15 protein-coding genes are annotated in these 20,171 nt (G+C 74.0%); 1 reads left to right on the top strand and 14 read right to left on the bottom strand.

The window, feature by feature from the left end; all coding sequences use genetic code 11:
• Positions 1 to 5: 5 nt before the first annotated feature.
• The 5 genes from O7599_RS28575 to O7599_RS28555 form a co-directional block, all read right to left on the bottom strand.
• On the bottom strand, positions 6 to 674 hold the full coding sequence (locus O7599_RS28575) for an SLATT domain-containing protein (protein WP_281618483.1): 669 nt from the start codon (positions 672 to 674) through the stop codon (positions 6 to 8).
• Between the two features lie 164 nt (positions 675 to 838).
• Positions 839 to 2,521 carry a glycoside hydrolase family 13 protein gene (locus tag O7599_RS28570; protein ID WP_281618482.1) on the bottom strand — a complete coding sequence of 561 codons (1,683 nt, stop codon included), beginning with the start codon at positions 2,519 to 2,521 and terminating at the stop codon, positions 839 to 841.
• 83 nt (positions 2,522 to 2,604) lie between these two features.
• Positions 2,605 to 3,540, bottom strand: a complete 936-nt coding sequence (locus tag O7599_RS28565) for a carbohydrate ABC transporter permease (protein WP_281618481.1) — start codon at positions 3,538 to 3,540, stop codon at positions 2,605 to 2,607.
• Positions 3,537 to 4,475, bottom strand: a complete 939-nt coding sequence (locus O7599_RS28560) for a sugar ABC transporter permease (RefSeq protein WP_281618480.1) — start codon at positions 4,473 to 4,475, stop codon at positions 3,537 to 3,539. The genes O7599_RS28565 and O7599_RS28560 overlap by 4 nt, the downstream gene beginning before the upstream one ends.
• A gap of 27 nt (positions 4,476 to 4,502) precedes the next feature.
• The gene (locus O7599_RS28555; protein ID WP_281618479.1) at positions 4,503 to 5,789 is read right to left on the bottom strand and encodes an extracellular solute-binding protein; all 1,287 of its coding nucleotides are present in this window, start codon (positions 5,787 to 5,789) and stop codon (positions 4,503 to 4,505) included.
• 149 nt (positions 5,790 to 5,938) lie between these two features.
• Here O7599_RS28555 and O7599_RS28550 point away from each other — a divergent pair, with 149 nt between their 5' ends.
• Complete coding sequence (locus tag O7599_RS28550; protein WP_281618478.1) at positions 5,939 to 6,988, top strand: LacI family DNA-binding transcriptional regulator; 1,050 nt, start codon at positions 5,939 to 5,941, stop codon at positions 6,986 to 6,988.
• Between the two features lie 34 nt (positions 6,989 to 7,022).
• Here O7599_RS28550 and O7599_RS28545 read toward each other — a convergent pair whose 3' ends face one another.
• The 9 genes from O7599_RS28545 to nirB all read right to left on the bottom strand — a co-directional run bounded on the left by O7599_RS28545 (position 7,023) and on the right by nirB (position 20,171).
• Positions 7,023 to 8,465, bottom strand: coding sequence for an alpha-amylase family protein (locus O7599_RS28545; RefSeq protein WP_281618477.1), 1,443 nt, complete (start codon positions 8,463 to 8,465; stop codon positions 7,023 to 7,025).
• A gap of 239 nt (positions 8,466 to 8,704) precedes the next feature.
• Positions 8,705 to 9,964: an RNA polymerase sigma factor gene (locus O7599_RS28540; protein ID WP_281618476.1), complete on the bottom strand. Its 1,260-nt coding sequence runs from the start codon at positions 9,962 to 9,964 to the stop codon at positions 8,705 to 8,707.
• A gap of 180 nt (positions 9,965 to 10,144) precedes the next feature.
• Entirely contained in the window at positions 10,145 to 12,103 is a 1,959-nt protein-coding gene (gene dnaG / locus O7599_RS28535) for a DNA primase (protein ID WP_281618475.1), read from the bottom strand.
• An 81-nt stretch (positions 12,104 to 12,184) separates the two neighbouring features.
• Positions 12,185 to 13,402 carry a histidine kinase gene (locus O7599_RS28530; protein ID WP_281618474.1) on the bottom strand — a complete coding sequence of 406 codons (1,218 nt, stop codon included), beginning with the start codon at positions 13,400 to 13,402 and terminating at the stop codon, positions 12,185 to 12,187.
• 191 nt (positions 13,403 to 13,593) lie between these two features.
• Positions 13,594 to 14,046: a GNAT family N-acetyltransferase gene (locus O7599_RS28525; RefSeq protein ID WP_281618473.1), complete on the bottom strand. Its 453-nt coding sequence runs from the start codon at positions 14,044 to 14,046 to the stop codon at positions 13,594 to 13,596.
• Positions 14,047 to 14,147: 101 nt separating this feature from the next.
• A complete protein-coding gene (locus tag O7599_RS28520) occupies positions 14,148 to 15,416 on the bottom strand; it encodes an FAD-dependent oxidoreductase (RefSeq protein ID WP_281618472.1) in 1,269 nt (422 codons plus the stop codon).
• Between the two features lie 356 nt (positions 15,417 to 15,772).
• Positions 15,773 to 17,053, bottom strand: coding sequence for a deoxyguanosinetriphosphate triphosphohydrolase (locus O7599_RS28515; protein WP_281618471.1), 1,281 nt, complete (start codon positions 17,051 to 17,053; stop codon positions 15,773 to 15,775).
• Between the two features lie 116 nt (positions 17,054 to 17,169).
• Complete coding sequence (nirD, locus tag O7599_RS28510; RefSeq protein ID WP_281618470.1) at positions 17,170 to 17,553, bottom strand: nitrite reductase small subunit NirD; 384 nt, start codon at positions 17,551 to 17,553, stop codon at positions 17,170 to 17,172.
• Positions 17,550 to 20,171 carry a nitrite reductase large subunit NirB gene (gene nirB / locus O7599_RS28505; RefSeq protein ID WP_281618469.1) on the bottom strand — a complete coding sequence of 874 codons (2,622 nt, stop codon included), beginning with the start codon at positions 20,169 to 20,171 and terminating at the stop codon, positions 17,550 to 17,552. Before nirB ends, nirD begins: the two co-directional genes overlap by 4 nt.

Here is a 20,171-nt window from a genome sequence, read left to right as displayed (position 1 = left end):
CCGCCTCACCCCCGCTCGCCGGGCGGCGGTCCCGCGTGGTCCTGGAGCTGCTGCGCCGTGGCGCGGAACTCGCTCAGCCACTCCGCCGTCTCCGCCTCCACCTGCCGGCGTACGGCCTCGACCAGCGACGTCAGCAGCACCAGCCGGCGCTCCAGCGCCGCGGTGTCGAGGGCGCCGGCGGCGCCGTCCGGGGCGGTGGCGGCCGTGCCGTCGGCCGCGCGGAGCTGCTCCGCCGCCCAGGCCAGCCGGAAGTCGTTCAGCTCCGCGCGCAGGGCCTGTGCCGCGGTGATGTCGCGCATCCAGCCCGAGGACAGGCCGAAGAAGTGGTCGAACCCCTTGCATCCGGCGGCCAGCGCCAGCAGCACGTATCCCCAGCCCTGCGGCGGGCCGCCGGAGATGGCGCTCGCCAGCGGGATCAGCGTGCCGGCGACGGCCAGGAGGATCGTCAGCGCGGTGACGACGCGGGAGCCGCGGCGCTTGAGGCGCTTGTCCTTCAGATACCACTCGACGGCGTCCTCGGCCTCCTGCTCGGCCCAGGCCCGCAGCTCCCGCAGGATCTCCGCCTGCCCGCCGGCCGCCTCCAGCGCGGCGCCGGGGAAGGGGCGGCCCCGCAGGTCGCGGCGTCTGCCCCGGCCGCCCCGGACATCCGGCGTCCCCGTCTCCCCACCCGGCATCAACTGCCTCCGCGCTCGCCCCAGTCCAGCTCACCGAGGCTATCGGCAACCGGCGGGCCGGGACACGGCGATCCGTGCGCTACGGCGCGAGACGCGCGCCCGGTCCGTACGGCACGGGCGTTTCCCGGACCGTACGAACCGGGTGCTCCCCCGGTCCGTGGCGCTCAGGACTCCGCCGCCGACCACCACACCGTGGTGTCCGCCGGCAGCTCCACCTCGCCGCCGCCGTCGCCCTCCGCCGTGTCCCCGCTCGCCAGCAGCCTGCGCCCCGCCGGCACCGTGATCCGCACCGCCGCGCCCGTGGTGTTCGCCGCGCACACGAACGCCGCGCCGCTCGCCGCCGTCCGCCGGAACAGCAGCACCCCCTCCGGCGCGTCCAGCCACTCCACCCCGTCCCCCGCGCCCAGCGCCGGGTGCTCCCGGCGTATCGCCAGCGCCGCCCGGTACAGCTCCAGCGTCGAGCCCGGGTCGCCGGTCTGCGCCTCGACGCTCAGCTCCCCCCAGCCCGCCGGCTGCGGCAGCCAACTGCCGCCGTCCCCGAACCCGTACGAACTCCCCGCCACCGTCCACGGGATCGGCACCCGGCAGCCGTCGCGGAACCCGTCCTGTCCCGCCCCGCGCGCGAACGCCGGGTCCTGCCGCACCTCGTCGGGCAGGTCGGTGACGTCCGGCAGGCCCAGCTCCTCGCCCTGGTAGAGGTAGGCGGAGCCGGGCAGCGCGAGCATCAGCAGCGTCGCGGCGCGGGCGCGGCGCAGGCCGCGGACGGGGTCGCCGGCCGAGCGCAACTGGGTGCCCAGGCCCGCCGGGTTGCCGAAGCGGGTCGTGTGCCGGGTGACGTCGTGGTTGGACAGCACCCAGGTCGCGGGGGCGCCGACGGGGCGCATGGCCGCCAGCGAGGCGTCGATGACGGGGCGCAGCTCGGCGGCGTCCCAGTAGGTGCCGAGGTACTGGAAGTTGAACGCCTGGTGCAGCTCGTCGGGGCGTACGTAGTTGGCCGTGCGCTCCACGGTCGGCGTCCACGCCTCGGCGACGGCGATGCGCCGGCCGGGGTACTCGTCCAGGACGCGGCGCCAGCTCCGGTAGATGTCGTGCACGCCGTCCTGGTCGAAGAAGGGCATGGCGGCGTTGCCGAGCAGCCGCAACTGGTCCTCGCCGCCGATGTCGGGCAGCCCGGCTGCCTTGACCAGGCCGTGGGCGACGTCGACGCGGAAGCCGTCCACGCCCATGTCGAGCCAGAAGCGCAGGATGGAGCGGAACTCGTCGGCGACCGCCGGGTGCTCCCAGTCGAAGTCGGGCTGCTCGGGGGCGAAGAGGTGCAGGTACCACTCGCCGTCGGGGCAGCGGGTCCAGGCGGGGCCGCCGAAGATGGACTCCCAGTCGTTGGGCGGCAGTTCGCCGTGCGCGCCCTTGCCGGGGCGGAAGTGGTAGCGGGCGCGCAGCGGGGAGCCGGGGCCCTCGCGCAGGGCGCGGCGGAACCACTCGTGCCGGTCGGAGGAGTGGTTGGGCACGACGTCCACGATGATCCGCAGGCCCAGTTCGTGGGCGTCGCGGATGAGCGCGTCGGCGTCGTGGAGGGTGCCGTAGACGGGGTCGATGGCGCGGTAGTCGGCGACGTCGTAGCCGCCGTCGGCCTGCGGGGAGGCGTAGAACGGGCTGAGCCACACCGCGTCGACGCCGAGCCGCGCGAGGTACGGCAGCCGGGCGCGGATGCCGGGCAGGTCGCCGTTGCCGTCGCCGTCGCCGTCGGCGAAGCTGCGCGGATAGACCTGGTAGATCACCGCGTCGCGCCACCAGTCGAGGGCGTCGGCGGAGTCGGCGGCCGTACGGGCGGCAAGGTGCTGGGTCATGTCTTCCCCGGGTCGTCGGTGGGCGGGCGGCCGGGCGGGCCGCGTCCAGTGGCTTGCGGGAGGGTGCGGGGCGGCGCGGGAGTTCACGACTTGGCGGCGCCGGCCGTCAGGCCGGTCACCAGGTGGCGCTGGACGAGGTAGAAGAACGCCGCGGCCGGGATCCCGATGAGCACGCCGGTGGCGGCCATCAGGTTCCACTGCTGGTCGTGCTCGCTGACGAAGGTCGCCAGGCCGATGGGCAGCGTGTACTTGTCGGAGCTGAGCATGAACACCGACGCGAAGGCGAACTCCGCCCACGCGGTGATGAAGGTGTAGAACGCCGCGACCGCCATGCCCGGCCGGGCCAGCGGCAGCACCAGCCGCCAGAACGTGCCGAAGGGCGTGAGCCCGTCGACCCGGCCGGCCTCGTCGATCTCGTGCGGGATGGTGTCGAAGTAGCCCTTGAGCAGCCAGGCGCAGTACGGCACGGCCTGGGTGAGGTTGACGGCGATCAGCGCCCAGTACGTGTCCAGCAGGTCGAGCCCGGCCAGGATGTTGTACAGCGGCACGATGAGGATCGCGAACGGGAACATCTGCGTGACCAGGAACGTCCACATGAGCTGCCGGTGGCCGGGGAAGCGCATGCGGGAGACGGCGTAGGCGGCGCTGGCGGAGACGAAGACGCCGATCAGGCACGTACCGAGGCTGACGACGAGCGAGTTGCCGACCCAGTGCAGGAAGTCGGTGTCGGACAGCACGGTCGTGTAGTTCGACAGGCTGATCTTGCCGGCGATGTCGCCGGCGTGCAGGAAGTCGGTCTTGTCGGGGCCGAGCGAGATCCACGCCAGCCAGACGACCGGGAAGAGGGCGACGAAGCTGGCCGCCAGCAGCGTGCCGTGCAGCAGGACGGACGCGGCGGTGCTCCGCTCGCCGCGGCGGCGCGGACGGGATCCACCGGGGCGGGTCGGGCGGGAGGGGGCAGCGCGGGTCGGGCGGGCGCCCGCGGGGCGGGAGACGGCGGTTCGGGTCTGGCGGGTCATCGGGCCACCGCCTCCTCGTTGCGGTTCAGCCAGCGGCGGTAGACCGACACCAGCACGACGAGCATGGACAGGATGATCACGCCGTACGCGGCGGAGCCGGCGTAGTCCCGCGGCGTCTGGCCGAAGCCGAGCCGGTACGCCCAGGTGACGAGGATCTCGGTGTCGGGCGCGGTGGAGCCGAACAGCAGGAAGATGACGATGAACTGGTTGAACGTCCAGATCACGCCCAGCATGATCACCGTGCTGCTCACCGCGCGCAGGCCGGGCAGCGTCACGTACCGGAACCGCTGCCAGGGCGTGGCGCCGTCCGTCTCGGCGGCCTCGTACAGCTCGTTCGGGATCGACTGCAGCCCGCCGAGCAGCGAGACCATCATGAACGGCACCCCGCACCAGGTGTTGACGACGATCGCGGCCGTGCGCTGCCAGAACGGCTCGCTGAGCCAGGCCGGTTCGGGCAGGCCGAAGGAGGCGAACGCGGAGTTCAGCACGCCGCCGTCGGCGAGGATCATGCGCCAGGAGAAGACGGTGACGAACGTCGGCACCGCCCACGGCAGGATCAGCGCCAGCCGGTACAGGGTGCGCCCGCGCATCCGGCGGTTGAGCAGGACCGCGAGGCCCAGGCCGATGCCGTAGTGGAGGGCGACGCAGGCGGCGGTCCAGAACAGCGTCCAGACGAACTGCTTCCAGAAGGTGTCGGCGGCGCTGCCGGTGAGGATCTCGACGTAGTGGTCGAAGCCGACGAAGGAGAAGCTGTCGGGGATCTCGTTGACGCCGATGGTGCGGCCGACGTTGTCGCTCGTGGCGTCGGTCAGCGACAGATAGACGCCCCGGCCCAGCGGGTACGCCACGAGCACGCCGAGGACGGCGACGACCGGGGCCACCATGGCGTAGGCGTACCAGTGGCGGCTGTACGACCGCTTCAGACTGCTGATCATTCGGTGCCCCTCCGGCCCGCTGCGGTGCTACGAGAAGTCGGGGACCAGCTCGGTGAACTTCTCGGCGGTGGCGTCGAGTCCGTCCTCGACGCCGGTGTCGCCCTTGAGGATCGCAGCGAGGTTCTGCGCGAAGTCGTCGCCGAGCAGGGTGCTGTACTCGGGCAGCGCGGGGCGCGGCTGGGCGGTGTCGGTGAGGACCTGCTGGTAGTCGGCGACGCCGGGGGCGGCCTTGACCTCGTCGGTGTAGGCGGAGGTGCGGGTGGGCAGGGTGCCGTTCTTCAGCGCGATCTTCGCCTGGGTCTTCGCCGAGGTCATCCAGCCGACGAACTCCTTCGCGGCTTCCTGGTGGGCCTCGTCGGAGCCGTTGTAGACGGAGAGGTTGTGGCCGCCGGTGGGGGCGCCGGCCTCGCCGGTGGAGCCGGCCGGGACGGGGGCGATGCCGAGGTTGGCCTTGTCCTTGAAGGCGGACCCGGCGTAGACGTTCGTCAGCTCCCACGGGCCCTGGACGATCATGGCGACCTTGCCGTTCACGAAGGCGTCCTGCATGTGGGCGTACGCGTCGGCGGTGACGTCCAGGTCCGCGGTGCCGGGCGCGTCGGCGATCTCCTTTGCCTTCTCGACGCCGGTGACGGCCTCGGGCGAGTTGACGGTGATCTTCCCGGCCTCGGCGTCGACCATGTCGGTGCCCTCGCCGAAGAGGAACGGCAGCGTGTAGTACGGGTCCTTGTTGAGCCAGAAGCCGTCGGCGCCGGTCTTGTCCTCGACGTCGGCGGCGAGGTCCATCAGCTCGTCCCAGTCGGCGGGCGGCGCGTCGTGGCCCGCCTTCTTCAGCAGCTCCTTGTTCCACATCAGCCCGAGCGTGTCGGTGACGATCGGGGCGCCGTAGGTGGTGCCCTCGTACTGCGCCTGCTTCAGCAGCGACGGCGTGAAGTCGTCCTGCTCCGCCAGCGCGGGGGTGCCGTCGAGGGGGGCGAGGAACTGTGACTTGGCCCACGAGGCGGTCCAGCCGACCTCGGTGCGGATGACGTCCGGGGCGCCCTTGGTGCCGGCGGCGGTGGTGAACTTGTTCTGCGCCTGGTCGAAGGGGACGTTGACGTACTCGACCCTGACGTCCGGGTGCGCCTTCTCGAACTCCTTGATCAACGCCTTGTACGTCGGGGCCTCGTTGGTGGCGTTGGAGGTGTCCCACCAGGTGATCGTCACCTGCCCGCCAGCGCTCCCGCCGCCGTCGCCGCCGTCCCCGTCGTCCCCGCATGCCGTGGCCGTCAGGGCAAGTGAGGCGGCCAGGGCGGTGGCGGCTATGCCACGTCGCATAGTGAACTCTCCTTCGGGCAGGGAACCGCGACCGCGCAGCGCGGCGCCGGACGCCGAGAAGCTAACAGGATTGACATGCGATCGAAAGACCTTGCAAAGAATTTCTGCAAGGAGTTACGGTCGCAGCCGAGAACCAGGGAGGACACGACGTGCGCCAGGAACAGTCAGGTCCCGCGACCGCGCGGCTCGCCGACATCGCGGCCCAGGCCGGGGTGAGCGAGGCGACGGTCAGCAGGGTGCTGAACGGCAGGCCGGGCGTGGCGGACACCACCCGGCAGGCCGTGCTGGCCGCGCTCGACGTGCTCGGCTACGAGCGGCCGGTGAAGCTGCGGCGGCGCAGCGCGGGCCTGATCGGGCTGCTCATCCCCGAGTTGGACAACCCGATCTTCCCCGGTTTCGCCCAGGTCATCGGCCAGGCGCTGACCCGGCAGGGCTACACGCCGGTGCTGGCGGCGCAGACGCCCGGCGGCTCGACGGAGGACGAGCTGACCGAGATGCTCGTGGAGCGGGGCGTGGACGGCATCGTCTTCGTCTCGGGGCTGCACGCCGACACCACCGCGGACATGGAGCGTTACACGCGGCTGCGGGGCAAGGGCGTGCCGTTCGTGATGATCAACGGCTACTCGGAGAAGTTCCAGGGCACGTTCATCTCCCCCGACGACCGGGACGCGATGCGGCTTTCGGTGACCCACCTGGCCTCCCTGGGCCACCGCCGCATCGGGCTCGCGCTGGGCCCCGGCCGCTTCGTGCCCGTACAGCGGAAGGTCGAGGGGTTCCTCGACTCCATGCGCGACGTGCTGTCCGTGCCGGAGGACGACGCACGGGCGGACGTCGAGCACTCGCTGTACTCGCTGGAGGGCGGCCAGGCCGCGGCGGCGGCACTGCTGGACCGCGGCTGCACGGCGGTCGTGTGCGCGAGCGACATGATGGCGCTGGGCGCCATCCGCGCGGCGCGGCAGCGGGGGCTCGCGGTGCCGCGGCAGGTGTCGGTGGTGGGCTACGACGACTCGCCGCTGATCGCCTTCACCGACCCGCCGCTGACGACGGTGCGCCAGCCGGTGACGGCGATGGGGCAGGCGGCGGTACGGGCGCTGCTGGAGGAGATCGGCGGCACCCCGGCGCCGCACGCCGAGTTCGTCTTCCATCCGGAGCTCGTGGTACGGGGCTCGACGGCCTCGGCGCCCGCGGCGGGTTCGTGACCGCGGGCGCCGGGCCGGGCGCGGGGCGCCGCTCCTACGGGTGGAAGGCGACCGCGCCCTTGGCGGGCAGGTCGAGCGTGACCCGCCCGCCGGCGACGGTGACCTCGGAGGCGCAGTCGTCGAGCACGTTGCAGTAGGTGCCGTCCGCGACCGCCGTGCCGAACTCCTGGCTCAGCGGCTCGCCGGTGTTGTTGAGCGCCACGAACCCGGCGCCCCCGCGGCCGAAGCCGACGACGTTGCCGCGCGGCGACTGCCAGTCGGTGACCTCCGCGTCGCCCACGGCGTTGCGCCAGCCGACCATGCCCGTGATCCGCGGGTCGCGGTCGAGGCAGTACCAGCCCGCGCCGCAGTCCGTGCCCGTGACGAAGCCGCCCGCGTCGGCCGGCGGCGAGTCGTCGTTGCCGGAGAACGCGAAGCCCGCGTACACGGTGGGCGGCGCGGACGTCCAGCCGAGCTGGAAGACGTTGGCGAGGACGGCGGTGTCGCCGTCCTTGTACGTCAGGTGGCGGCCGTTGCGCTCGGTGTCGTGGTTGGTGACGAACGAGACCGAGTTCTGCGCGGGCAGCAGCCCCTGGTCGGGGCCGAGGTTCTCCAGTTGGGCGATGTCGCTCTGGAACGCGGCCTTCACCCGGTCACCGAAGAAGAAGTCCAGGACCCGGCCGCTGCCGTAGTACTCGTCGGGCGCGGGCGTGCCGCCCGGGAAGACCTCGTGGAAGACGAACGGCCGCCCGCCGGCCGCGGTGTCGTCCAGCCGGCCCACGACGGCCTCCAGGTCGGCGGCCGGGATGTGCTTGGCCGCGTCCACGCGGAAGCCGGAGACGCCGCGCGCGATCTGCGCGTTGAGGTATCCGGCGATCTTGTCGCGAACGGCGTCGCTGCCGGTCTTGAGGTCCGGCAGGCCCAGCAGTTCGCAGTTCTGCACCTCCCACTTGTCGTTCCAGTCGGCGATCTCGCGGTTGCAGACGTCGACGTTGTAGTCCGCCCGGGAGTACATGGGCGGCGCGTACTTGTCGCCGAGCGCGGTGCCGGCGTAGCCGGTGCCGGTCTGCGCGGCGGTGTGGTTGACGACGGCGTCGGTGTAGACGGCGACGCCGGCGCCGTTGCAGGCGGCGGTCATGGCGGTGAAGTCGGCCTCGCTGCCGAGCCGGCCGTTCAGGGCGTAGCTGTAGGGCTGGTAGACGTCCCACCAGTGGTGCTGGGGGTGAGCCAGTGATTCGGCGGGCGGCGCCACCCACACGGCGGCGTACCCGGCGGGGCCGAGCACGTCGGTGCACTCGGCGGCGACCGACGTCCAGTTCCAGGACCACAGGTTGGCGATGACGTCGTTGCCGGCGGCGGCCGGGCCCGTGTCCGGCCCGGCATCCGCCCGGGTGTCCGCCTGCGTGGCGGCGGGCAGCAGCCCGAGCACGAGACCGGCGAGCGCCGTCCCGAGCAGCAGGCGCCGGCCGCGCAGCCGTGCACGTACCGGATGAGCCATGTGTACCCTCCTCGCTTCGGAGGGCTGACGCGCCACAGCCACATCGGTGTATCGGTGTTCGGGGTGAAAGATTTTGCAGACCGACCGTAGAGGGCACGCCGGAACGCCGTCAACCCATAGGAAAGATGCTTGCAAGGTCTTTCAACGCGACCCGGGCGGTGTTAACTTCGCAGGCGCCGGTCCGGCCGGGCGGGGGTCCTTCACAGGCCCCACGCGCCCGTCCGGCCGGGCCGGTTCCCTCAGTCCAGGTAGCCGCGGAGCTGGTCGGCGAAGGCGTGGTCGCGGAGCTTGTTGAGGGTCTTGGACTCGATCTGCCGGATCCGCTCGCGGGTCACGCCGAAGATGCGGCCGATCTCCTCCAGCGTCCGCGGCCGGCCGTCGATCAGCCCGTACCGCAACTGCACGACCTTGCGCTCCCGTTCGCCCAGCGTCGAAAGGACCGCCTCCAGGTGCTCGCGCAGCAGCAGGAACGCCGCCGACTCCACGGGGGAGGCGGCGTCGCCGTCCTCGATGAGGTCGCCGAGCGCGACGTCCTCCTCCTCGCCGACCGGCGCGTGCAGCGACACGGGTTCCTGGGCCAGCCGCAGCACCTCGCTCACCCGCTCCTCGGCCAGCCCGAGGTGGGTGGCGACCTCTTCGGGCGTCGGCTCGTAGCCGCGCTCCTGGAGCATGCGGCGCTGGACGCGCACGACCCGGTTGATCAGCTCGACGACGTGCACCGGCACCCGGATCGTGCGGGCCTGGTCGGCGAGGGCGCGGGACATGGCCTGGCGGATCCACCAGGTCGCGTAGGTGGAGAACTTGTAGCCGCGGGCGTAGTCGAACTTCTCCACCGCGCGGATCAGGCCGAGGTTGCCCTCCTGCACCAGGTCGAGCATCGTCAGCCCGCGGCCCACGTACCGCTTGGCGACGGAGACGACGAGACGCAGGTTCGCCTCGATGAGGCGGCGCTTGGCCATGCGGCCCAGCACGACGAGCCTGTCCAGGTCCAGCGCGAGCTGCGTGACGAGGTCCGGCTCGCTGGCGAGCTTCTCCTCGGCGAAGAGCCCGGCCTCGACCCGCCGGGCCAGCTCCACCTCCTCGGCGGCGCTGAGCAGCGGGATCCGGCCGATCTCGCGCAGATACTGCCGGAACAGGTCGGACGTGGGCCCGCCGCGCTCGGGCCGCACGGCGGCGGCCGGCGGCGGCGCGGGCATCGGCTCCGCCGCGGCCCCGGGCTCGTCGAGCCCCGCCGGAGCCCCGTTCGGCAGGGTCAGGACGTCGGGCGCGCCCTCGCGCCCGGCCCGTACGGAAGTCTTGAGGGTCTGGGTCTGCACGGGGGCGACCTCCAGGGTGGTCACTGCCGGTTCGGGGACGTGGGGCAGCGGAACGGCTGCGGCGGACTCGCCGCCTTCCGTCCCGATCGTGGGTAGCGGATCCCTGGCGGCTTGTCGCCCCTTCCGGGCAACACCGCCACGCTCCGAGGACTCAGGCACCGCCCCCAGTGTGGGGTACGACACACGCCCGGCAGTAGGGTCGTGCGACCATATTTTGTGCCCGGCCCGTGACCGGATGGTTACGCAACGGACGAATGTACACGCTCAGGGCAGGCCAGTTCTTGCGGAGTGTGAGGATGCGTTCACAAAGTGATGTGACCTTGACCCGCCGCGGCGGCCAGGCCGCGGCCTCCGCGTCCGCGTTCAGAGCGCTGCCGCGCCGCGAGCGCGGAGGGATTCCCTGTACTGCTGGAGTGTCCATAGCTCGCGCTGGGCCGTCTCGAACCGGTCCGGTGGGCCCTGGGCGCCCAGGCGGTGGACCGTGCTGCGGACGTCTTCGATGCGGCGGTCCACCGCCGCCAGGCGGACGCCCGCCAGTTGTTCGCCCGCGTAGATCGCGTCCGGTTCGCGGCGGCTGCGGATCGGTTCGACCGCCAGTTCCGTGATCAGCGAGCGGACGCCGTCGTCGGGGGCCGCGTCGCGGACGCGGGCCAGGTAGGCGGCGCCGTCGTCCGCGGCGGCCACGCCGCCGGCCGCTTCGACGGCGGCGCGGACCGTCGCGTACGGGGCGGCGGTGAACTCGTCGGCGAGGTAGGCGTCGAAGGCGGGGGCGACCAGCTCGGGGTGCTGGAGCGCGAGCTTCAGCAGTTCGCGCTCCCGGTGCAGCGCCGGGGTCCGCATATACAGCGCCGGGCCGCCCGCGCCGGCCGCGGGACCCGCGGGTCCGGGGCCCGCCGGCGGCATTCCCGCGCCGCGGCCCGGGACCTGGCCGCCCTGCCCGCCGCCCGCGGCCCGGCCCGGGCCGGGACCCCGGCCGCGGCCCGCGCCGCCCTGCGCCGCGTACCGCGCGAGCTGCCGCACCCGGTCCACCACGAACCGTTCGTCCAGAATCCCCAGCATCCCGGCCAGCCGCACCGCGTACTCGTGCCGGATCGCGACGTCCTTGATCCGCGCCACCACCGGCGCCGCCTGCTCCAGCGCCGCGGAACGGCCCTCCGCCGTCTCCAGGTTGTGCTGCGTCACGAACGAGCGGATCGCGAACCCGAACAGCGGCGAGCGCTCCTCGATGAGCTGCCGCACCGCCTCGTCGCCCTTCGCCAGCCGCAGGTCGCACGGGTCCATGCCGCCCGGACTCACCGCGATCGACGTCCGGGCCGCGAACTTCTGGTCGTCCTCGAACGCGCGCAGCGCCGCCTTCTGCCCCGCCGCGTCGCCGTCGAACGTGAACACCACCTCGGAGCGGGAGTTGTCCGTCAGCACCCGCCGCAGGATCTTCACGTGCTCGCCGCCGAACGCCGTGCCGCACGTCGCGATGGCCGTCGTCACCCCGGACAGGTGGCAGGCCATCACGTCCGTGTACCCCTCGACGACGACCGCCCGGCCCTGCTTGCCGATGTCCCGCTTGGCCAGGTCGATCCCGTACAGCACCTGGGACTTGCGGTAGATCGGGGTCTCCGGCGTGTTCAGGTACTTCGGCCCGTTGTCGTCCTCGCGCAGCCGCCGGGCGCCGAAGCCGACGACCTCGCCCGTGATGTCCCGGATCGGCCACATCAGCCGCCCGCGGAACCGGTCGATGGGCCCGCGGCGGCCGTCCTGCGCGAGTCCGGAGAGGGTCAGCTCCTTGTCGGTGAAGCCCCTGCCGCGCAGGAAGCGCGTGAGGTGGTCCCAGCCCGCCGGCGCGTACCCCACCCCGAAGCGCTCCGCCGCCGCCTGGTCGAAGCCGCGCTCGGCGAGGAACGCGCGCCCGGTCTCCGCCTCCGCGGAGCCGAGCTGCTCCGTGTAGAACTGCGCGGCCACCTTGTGCGCCTCCAGCAGCCGCGTCCGCTCGCCCTGCTGCCTGCCGGGGGTGTAGCCCCCCTCCTCGTACCGCAGGGTGATGCCGGCCTGGGCGGCGAGGCGCTCGATGGTCTCGGAGAAGGACAGGTGCTCGACCTTCATGACGAAGTCGACCGTGTCCCCGCCTTCCTGGCAACCGAAGCAGTGGTACAGGCCCTTGGCCGGACTCACGTGGAAGGAAGGGGACTTCTCGTCATGAAAGGGGCAGAGTCCCTTGAGGTTTCCCCCGCCGCCGGGGCGGAGCTGCAGGTACTCGGAGACGACGGCGTCGATCGGAACCGCGTTCCTGACCGCCCGCACGTCGTCGTCGTTGATCCTGCCTGCCACGAGTGCAGTCTACGGCCGGGCGCCGACACCCCCGCGCCCCGCCGCCGCGGCGCCGGGCCGGCGGTCCGCCCGCCCGCCGGCTCACTCGTCCGCCTCCCGGCCGCAGGGCAGCACGGCGGCCACCGCGAAGCCGGACCCGCCCGGGCGCCGGCCCGCCGTGAGCAACCCGCCCACGCTGCGGGCGCGTTCGCGCATGCCGGCGATGCCGAAGCCCTCGCGGCGCGGGCCCGCGGGCGGCAGCGGCTGTTCGCAGCCGGCCGGGCCGTCGTCGGTGACGCGGACCGACAGCGCCTCCGCGTCCCCGTCGTACCGCACCTCGACCTGCACCCGCACGCCGGGACCCGCGTGCTGCACGGCGTTGGTCAGCGACTGCTGCACGATCCGGTACGCCGCCGCCCCCACCGCCTGCGGCACCTCCAGGTCCGCCGCGACCGCCAGCTCCACCCGGGCGCCGCCGGCCTGCGCCGCCTCGGCCAGCCCGTCCAGGCCCGCAAGACCCGGCAGCGGCCCGGTGGCGTCCTTGCCGCCCTCGCCGGCGCGCAGCACCTGCAGCGTCGTACGCAGCTCGGCGCGGGCGTGCCGGCAGGTGCCGGCGATCCCCTCCAGCACCTCGGCGACCGCCTTGCGGTCCAGCCGGTCCGGGTCGGCGACGACGAGATGGGCGGCGACGGAGGTCTGCACGCCGACCAGCGTGATGCTGTGCGCCAGCAGGTCGTGCAGGTCGCGGGCGATGCGCAGCCGCTCCTCGACCACCCGCCGGGCCGCGGTCTCCTCCCGGGTGCGCTCGGCCCGTTCGGCCCGCTCGACGATCGCGGACAGGTAGTTGCGGTGCACCCGCGCGGCCTCGCCGAAGAGGCCGACGGCGATGACCCAGCCGGAGACGCCCAGGAGGTCCATGGCCCGGCTCATGTCGACGGTCGTCAGCACCCCCATCAGCCCGAGGTGCAGCCCGCCGACGACGAGCGCGGTACGCAGCCGGGGCCCGGCGAAGGCGAGCGAGTAGACGGCGACGACGGTGGCGGGAACCGGCCCGCTATGGATGTTCTGCAGCCCGTGGTACGGCAACTGGAAGGCCATCACCGCCGCGAACGTCAGCATCGGCGCGGGCCGCCGCCACGCCAGCGCGCCGCAGGCGGCCACCAGCAGCACCCAGCCCAGCGGGTCCGGGCGGTGCGCACCCACCTCGACGTCCGCGCGCAGCGCGAGCCCCACCGCCGTCGCCGCCACGGCCGCCGCCAGGGCGATGTCCCTGCCCAGGGGCACGACGAACCGCCCCTGTACCGGTATCGGTGACGGCATGCGGCTCTTCCTCACCCGGACGGCCCGGTCGTGTCGTCCCGGGGCGGCTGCCGGTGCTGTGCTGGTACGTCTCCAGCGTCCCCGGCTTCCCGGGCGCGTGCCTCGCCCCCGCGGCCGAAACCGGCGCTACTGCCCGGGGTGGCCGGAACCGGCTGCTACTCCCGCGGGAGTACCGCCGGCGGGCCCCGGGGTCAGGCGCCGGTCGTCGGCTTCGTGGTCATCACCACGTGCGGGCCCACCCCTTCGATGACGAACTCCGCGCCGCGCACCTCGAAGCCGCGCTTGAGGTAGAACCCGGCGGCCGACGTACGGGCGTTGCACCAGACCAGGTGCGCGCCGCGGGCCGCCGCCTCGGCCAGCCCCGCGTCGAGGACGGCGACGCCGTAGCCCTCGCCGCGGGCGGCGGGGGCGCTGGCCATGCCGCGGAAGCGGTAGGCGGGGGTGTCGTCGCCGGGGAGGAGTTCGGGGCAGAAGGAGACGCAGGCCGCGACCGCGCCCCGCGGATCGTACGCGGCGAGGTGGAAGGCGCCCGGCGCGCCGTCCTCGGCGAACTCCGCCTCGGCGGGCGGGCGGCCGGGCAGGAGCACGGAGTGGCGCAGTGCGAAGATCTCGGCGACGTCGACACGGGCGGTGCGGATGGCCATGCGCCCGAGGATAAGGCGGGGCCGCTGGACACCCGCCGGGCGGGGGGCGTTGCCCGTACGGCTGCGCCCCCCGCCCGCGGCCGTGCGCCGCGGCCCGCGCCCTACGCGATCAGGTCCGCCAGCGGCACCGCCGGGTCGCCCAGGCGGTCGGCGTCGACGGGCGCGCCGGAGCGGATCAGGTTCTGGATGCCCTCGGTGACGTCCCACACGTTCATGTTCATCCCGGCGAGCACCCGGCCCTCCTTGAGCCAGAACGCGATGAACTCCCGCCTCCCCACGTCCCCGCGGCACACGACCTGGTCGTACGACCCGGGCGGCGCGTGTCCCGAGTACTCCAGGCCCGTGTCGTACTGGTCGGAGAAGAAGTACGGCACCCGGTCGTACGTCACGTCCTGCCCGAGCATCGCGCGGGCCGCGGCCGGGCCGCCGTTGAGCGCGTTCGCCCAGTGCTCCACCCGCAGCCGCCCGCCGCCCGCGGCGGCGGGGTGCAGGAAGGCGGCGACGTCGCCGGTGGCGTAGATGTCCGGGTCCGAGGTGCGCAGCGAGGCGTCGGTGGCGATGCCGCCGCCCTCCTCGCGCGGCACCACGTCGAGCCCGGCGGCCTCGGCGAGCGCGGTGCGCGGGGCGGCGCCGATGGCGGCCAGCACGTCGTGCGCGGGGTGCTCGTCGCCGTCGTCGGTGAGGGCGGCCAGCACCATGCCGTCCTTGCCCGTGATCGCCGTCAGCCGGGCGCCGAAGTGGAAGCGCACGCCGTGCTCGCTGTGCAGGTCGACGAAGACCTGGCCGATCTCCGGGCCGAGCACCCGGTGCAGCGGCGTGGGCTCCGGCTCGACGACCGTGACCTCCGCCCCGTACGAGCGCGCGGCCGCGGCCACCTCCAGGCCGATCCAGCCGGCGCCGGCGATGACGAGCTGGCCGTTGTCGCGGCCGAGGGCGGCGAGGACGCCGCGCAGCAGCTCGGCGTGGGCGAGGCGGCGCAGGTGGTGGACGCCGGCGAGGTCGGTGCCGGGGATGTCGAGCCGGCGCGGCTCGGCGCCGGTGGCCAGGAGGAGCTTGTCGTAGTGGACGCGGGTGCCGTCGCCGAGGGTCACGGTCCTGGCGGCGCGGTCCAGCGCGGTGACGGTCTGCCCGAGGTGCAGCTCGACCTCCGCCTCCGCGTACCAGCCGGAGGGCTGCGCGAAGACGCTGTCGCGCTCTTCCTTGCCGAGGAGGTAGCCCTTGGACAGCGGCGGTCGCTCGTACGGGTGGTCGCGCTCGTCGCCGATCAGGATGACCCGGCCGGTGAACCCTTCCGATCGCAGCGTCTCTGCCGCTTTCGCACCGGCCAGTCCTCCGCCGACGATGACGAACGTCTGATGTGCGTCGACCACTTCACGCCTCCTAGCTCCCTGCCCCCGACCATCCATTTTGCCGTGTCCTCGGCCGTGTTGCCGCCCCCGCGAGCCTCCCGCACCGGGGCGCGGGGGCGGAAGGGGCAGGCGCGCCAGGGCTGCGTGGACGGGCGCGGTGGCGAACGGGACCGCCGCGGTGCGGGGCGGGCCGCGTGCGGCGCCGGCACAGGGGCGGGTGGTGGGGAAACGGGCTGGTGGGGGCGGTGATGGGCGGGTACGGGGGCGGTGTACAGGACCGGTACGCGGCCCGGGGCGCTCACCGCTCCCCGCCCGCCCCCGCACCCGCCGGCGCGCCGGTGGCCGGATCTCGCCGTTCGCCCGGCGGCGGCCCCGCGCTACCCCGTCAGCCGCGCGTGCAGCCGCCGCGCCGCCGCGTCCGTCAGCGCCGCGATCTGGTCGACCACCGCCCGCAGCCGCCCGGCGTCGTCGTCCGCCCGGCCGTACAGCGCCCGGAACTGCGGGTCCAGGCCGGCCGGCGCCCCCGCCGTGAGCGCCTCCGCCAGCTCCCCCAGCACGACCCGCTGGTCCGCCCGCAGCCGCTCCTGGTCCGGCCGTTGCATCACAAACCGGTCCGCGACCGCCTTGAGCACCGCGCACTCCAGCCGCTCCGCGCGCGGCACGATCAGCTCGGCGGCGTAGCGCGACAGCGGGCCGGTGCCGTACGCGGCGCGCGTGGCGCCCTCGGCGGCGAGGCAGAAGCGGCCGATGAGCTGGCTGGTGGCGTCCTTGAGGCGGGCCTGCGCGGCGGCGGTGCCGTCGTAGCCGTGCGGCCACCACTCCTGGGCCAGCAGCCGGTCGAGCGCGTCGGCGAGTTCCGCGGCGTCCGTGCCGGGGGCGTAGCGCCCGGCGGCGACGGCGAAGACCTCGGCGCGCTCCGGCCCGGCGAGCAGCACGGCGGGGTCGAAGTGGCCGGCGTGCAGGCCGTCCTCGACGTCGTGCACCGAGTACGCCACGTCGTCGGACCAGTCCATGACCTGCGCCTCGAAGCACGTACGGCCCGGGGGGACGCCGGGGACGCCCGCGCGCAGCCAGTCGAAGACCGGCACGTCGTCGGGGTAGACGCCGAACTTGACCGCGTCCGGGCCCGCCGGGTGGCCGCCGCGCGTCCAGGGGTATTTGGTGGCGGCGTCCAGGGCCGCCCGGGTGAGGTTGAGCCCGACGGCCCGGCCGTCGTCGGTGAACCGCTTGGGCTCCAGCCGGGTGAGCAGGCGCAGCGACTGCGCGTTGCCCTCGAAGCCGCCGCAGGGCGCGGCCAGCTCGTCGAGCACCTGCTCGCCGTTGTGGCCGAACGGCGGGTGCCCGAGGTCGTGCGCGAGGCACGCGGTCTCCACCAGGTCGGGGTCGCAGCCGAGGGCCGCGCCCAGCTCACGGCCGACCTGGGCGCACTCCAGCGAGTGGGTGAGGCGGGTGCGCGGCGTGGCGTCGGCGAACGTCGGGGCTCGGCCGACCTCGCCGTCGTCGCCGACGCCGGGCGTGACGACCTGGGTCTTGCCCGCGAGCCGGCGCAGCGCGGCGGAGTGCAGCACGCGGGCGCGGTCGCGCTGGAACGCGGTGCGGCCCGGGCGCTTGTCGGGCTCGGGGGCCCAGCGTTCGAGGTCGGCGTCGGTGTACCCCATGGACCGAACGGTAGCCGGGGGGCCGCGCGGGGGTTCGGGCGGTACGGGCCGGACGCCCCGGTCCGTACGGGGCGCGACGGTACGCGCCGGGCGGCGCCCGCGGTCCGTACCCCCCGCTACGCGGCCACCTCCGCGATCCGCGCCTCGTACACCGGCACGGCCACCTCCTCGTCGTCCAGGCACCGCCCCGTCGCCAGGTCGAACCGCTGCTTCAGCAGCGGCGACGCCACGAACGGCCGGCCCCCCTCGGGCGCGGGTGCCGACCCCAGCAGCCCGCGCGACAGCACGTACGCGCCGGTGAACGGGTCGCGGTTGCCGATCGCGTAGACCGCGCCGGTGCGGCCGAGGAAGACCGCGGTCTGCGTGCCGTCCGGGAGCAGGGCCGCGACGCCCCGGCCGTGGGTGAGCAGGCCGAGGTCGCACACCGGGTGCCAGCCGGCCGCGGTGCGGATCTCGACGCGCAGCACGGTGCGGGCGGGCGCGGGCACCGTCGTGGTCATGCGGAGGCTCCTTCCAGCGTCCCGCGCACCGGGATGGCGGGTCCTGACAGCAGGGTGAGGTCGGGCTTGACCTGGTCGCGCTCGGGGACGAACCGCACGGTGGGGTCCGGCACGCCGGGCGCGTTGACGAACGAGACGAAGCGCCCCAGCCGTTCGGGGTCGGCCAGGGTGGCGGCCCACTCGTCGCGGTAGTGCGCGACGTGCGCGGTCATCTGCTCCTCCAGTTCGGCCGCGATGCCGAGCGAGTCGTCGACGACGACGTCGCGTAGGTGGTCGAGGCCGCCCTCCAGCCGCTCCAGCCACACCGAGGTGCGCTCCAGCCGGTCGGCGGTGCGGATGTAGAACATCAGGAACCGGTCGATGAGCCGGATCAGCTCGTCGTCGGCGAGGTCCTGGGCGAGCAGGTCGGCGTGGCGGGGGGTGGCGCCGCCGTTGCCGCAGACGTACAGGTTCCAGCCGTTCGCCGTGGCGATGACGCCGAAGTCCTTGCCCTGGGCTTCAGCGCACTCGCGCGAGCACCCGGAGACGGCGGCCTTCAGCTTGTGCGGCGAGCGCAGCCCGCGGTAGCGCAGCTCCAGGTCGATGGCCATGCGGACGCTGTCCTGCACGCCGTAGCGGCACCAGGTGGACCCGACGCAGGACTTCACGGTGCGCAGCGCCTTGCCGTAGGCGTGCCCGGACTCGAACCCGGCGTCGACCAGGCGGGCCCAGATGGCCGGGAGCTGGTCGACGCGGGCGCCGAAGAGGTCGATGCGCTGGCCGCCGGTGATCTTCGTGTAGAGCCCGAAGTCGCGCGCCACCTCGCCGAGCACGATCAGCTTCTCGGGGGTGATCTCGCCGCCGGGCACGCGCGGGACGACGGAGTACGAGCCGTTGCGCTGGAGGTTGGCGAGGAAGTGGTCGTTGGTGTCCTGGAGGGCGCCCTGCTCCCCGTCGAGCACGTAGCCGTCGGCGCCGATGACCGGTGCGAGGGAGGCAAAGATCGAGGCGACGGCCGGCTTGCAGACCTCGCAGCCGTCGCTGCTGCGGGCCTCCTCGCGGCCGTGCTCGTCGAGGAGGCGGACGTAGGAGCTGATGCGCTTGACGCGGACGATCTCGTACAGCTCGGTCCTGGTGTGCGCGAAGCAGCGGCACAGGCCCTTGTCGACGGCGACGCCGCGCGCCTCCAGCTCGTCGTTGACCAGGGTGGTGAGGACCTTCTCGCAGGAGCCGCAGCCGGAGCCGGCGCGGGTGCACTTCTCCACCTCGCGCACGGTGGTGCAGCCGTGGTCGGCGACGGCGCCGCGGATGGCGGCCTTGGAGACGTTGTGGCAGTTGCAGACGACGGCGTCGTCGGGGAGCGCGGAGGGCCCGAGGGCGGCGGGCGCGCCGGCGCCCGGCGGCAGCACCAACTGCTCGGGCGGTACGGGCGGCACGCTGCCGGTGAGCGGGCGGAGCACGCCGTACGCGTCGGTGTCGCCGACGAGGACGCCGCCGAGGAGGGTGCCGTCGCGGGCGACGACGAGCTTCTTGTAGAGGCCGGCGCGGGAGTCGGAGTAGACGACGTCGAGGCAGTCGTCGGCGGCGCCGAGGGCGTCGCCGAAGGAGGCGACGCCGACGCCGAGGAGCTTGAGCTTGGTGGAGGTGTCGGCGCCGGTGAAGCTCCTGGCGGCGGCGGGGCCGGCCGCGATGGCGGCGGCGGCGGTCTCCGCCATCTCGTACCCGGGGGCCACCAGCCCGTACACCCGCCCGTCCGCGGCGAGAACGCACTCGCCGATGGCGAACACCGCGGGGTCGGAGGTCCGGCACCGCTCGTCGACGACGACGCCGCCGCGCTCGCCGACGTCCAGTCCCGCGTCGCGGGCGAGCCCGTCCCGGGGACGTACGCCGGCGGAGAAGACGACGAGGTCCGCGGCGACCGCCGAGCCGTCCGACAGCTCCATCGCCGTCACCGCGCCCGCGGCGTCGGTGCGGATCTCCTTGCCGGCGACGCCGGTGTGCACGTCGAGCCCCAGGTCGCCGATCGTGCGGCGGAGCGCGGCGCCGCCGCCCTCGTCGACCTGTACGGGCATGAGCCGCGGCGCGAACTCCACGATGTGCGTCCGCAGCCCCAGCCCCTGCAGCGCCCCCGCCGCCTCCAGACCCAGCAGCCCGCCGCCGACGACGACGCCGGCCGTGGCGCCCTGCGCGTACGCCTCGATGGCCAGGACGTCCTCGACCGTGCGGTAGACGAAGCAGCCGCGGGCGTCCTTGCCGGGGACCGGCGGGACGAAGGGGTACGAGCCGGTGGCCAGCACCAGCACGTCGTACCGGACGGTGCGGCCGGCGGCGGAGGTGACGGTGCGCGCGGCGCGGTCGACGGCGGCGACGGGGTCGCCGAGGTGGAGTTCGATGCCGTGCTCGGCGAGGAAGCCGTCCGGGGTGAGGGAGAGCCCGTCGGGGGTGGTGCCGGAGAAGTAGGAGGTGAGGTGCATGCGGTCGTAGGCGGGCCGGGGCTCCTCGCAGAAGACGACGACGCGGGCGGTCTCGGTGACGCGGTGCTCGGCGAGGGCTTCGAGGAACCGCTGCCCGACCATGCCGTGCCCGACGAGCACGATGGTGCGGGGCGGGGGCGTCGGGGAAGTGGGCGTGGTCGCCAT

It is taken from the genome of Streptomyces sp. WMMC500, from assembly GCF_027497195.1.
Lineage (GTDB): Bacteria > Actinomycetota > Actinomycetes > Streptomycetales > Streptomycetaceae > Streptomyces.
This window is presented reverse-complemented; position numbering and strand designations above follow the sequence as displayed.

Bases quoted from the DNA above. Each gene is read 5' to 3' on its own strand.
- O7599_RS28575 (WP_281618483.1), bottom strand. From the start codon at position 674: ATGCCGGGTGGGGAGACGGGGACGCCGGATGTCCGGGGCGGCCGGGGC.
- O7599_RS28570 (WP_281618482.1), bottom strand. From the start codon at position 2,521: ATGACCCAGCACCTTGCCGCCCGTACGGCCGCCGACTCCGCCGACGCC.
- O7599_RS28565 (WP_281618481.1), bottom strand. From the start codon at position 3,540: ATGACCCGCCAGACCCGAACCGCCGTCTCCCGCCCCGCGGGCGCCCGC.
- O7599_RS28560 (WP_281618480.1), bottom strand. From the start codon at position 4,475: ATGATCAGCAGTCTGAAGCGGTCGTACAGCCGCCACTGGTACGCCTAC.
- O7599_RS28555 (WP_281618479.1), bottom strand. From the start codon at position 5,789: ATGCGACGTGGCATAGCCGCCACCGCCCTGGCCGCCTCACTTGCCCTG.
- O7599_RS28545 (WP_281618477.1), bottom strand. From the start codon at position 8,465: ATGGCTCATCCGGTACGTGCACGGCTGCGCGGCCGGCGCCTGCTGCTC.
- O7599_RS28530 (WP_281618474.1), bottom strand. From the start codon at position 13,402: ATGCCGTCACCGATACCGGTACAGGGGCGGTTCGTCGTGCCCCTGGGC.
- O7599_RS28525 (WP_281618473.1), bottom strand. From the start codon at position 14,046: ATGGCCATCCGCACCGCCCGTGTCGACGTCGCCGAGATCTTCGCACTG.
- O7599_RS28515 (WP_281618471.1), bottom strand. From the start codon at position 17,053: ATGGGGTACACCGACGCCGACCTCGAACGCTGGGCCCCCGAGCCCGAC.
- nirD (WP_281618470.1), bottom strand. From the start codon at position 17,553: ATGACCACGACGGTGCCCGCGCCCGCCCGCACCGTGCTGCGCGTCGAG.
- nirB (WP_281618469.1), bottom strand. From the start codon at position 20,171: ATGGCGACCACGCCCACTTCCCCGACGCCCCCGCCCCGCACCATCGTG.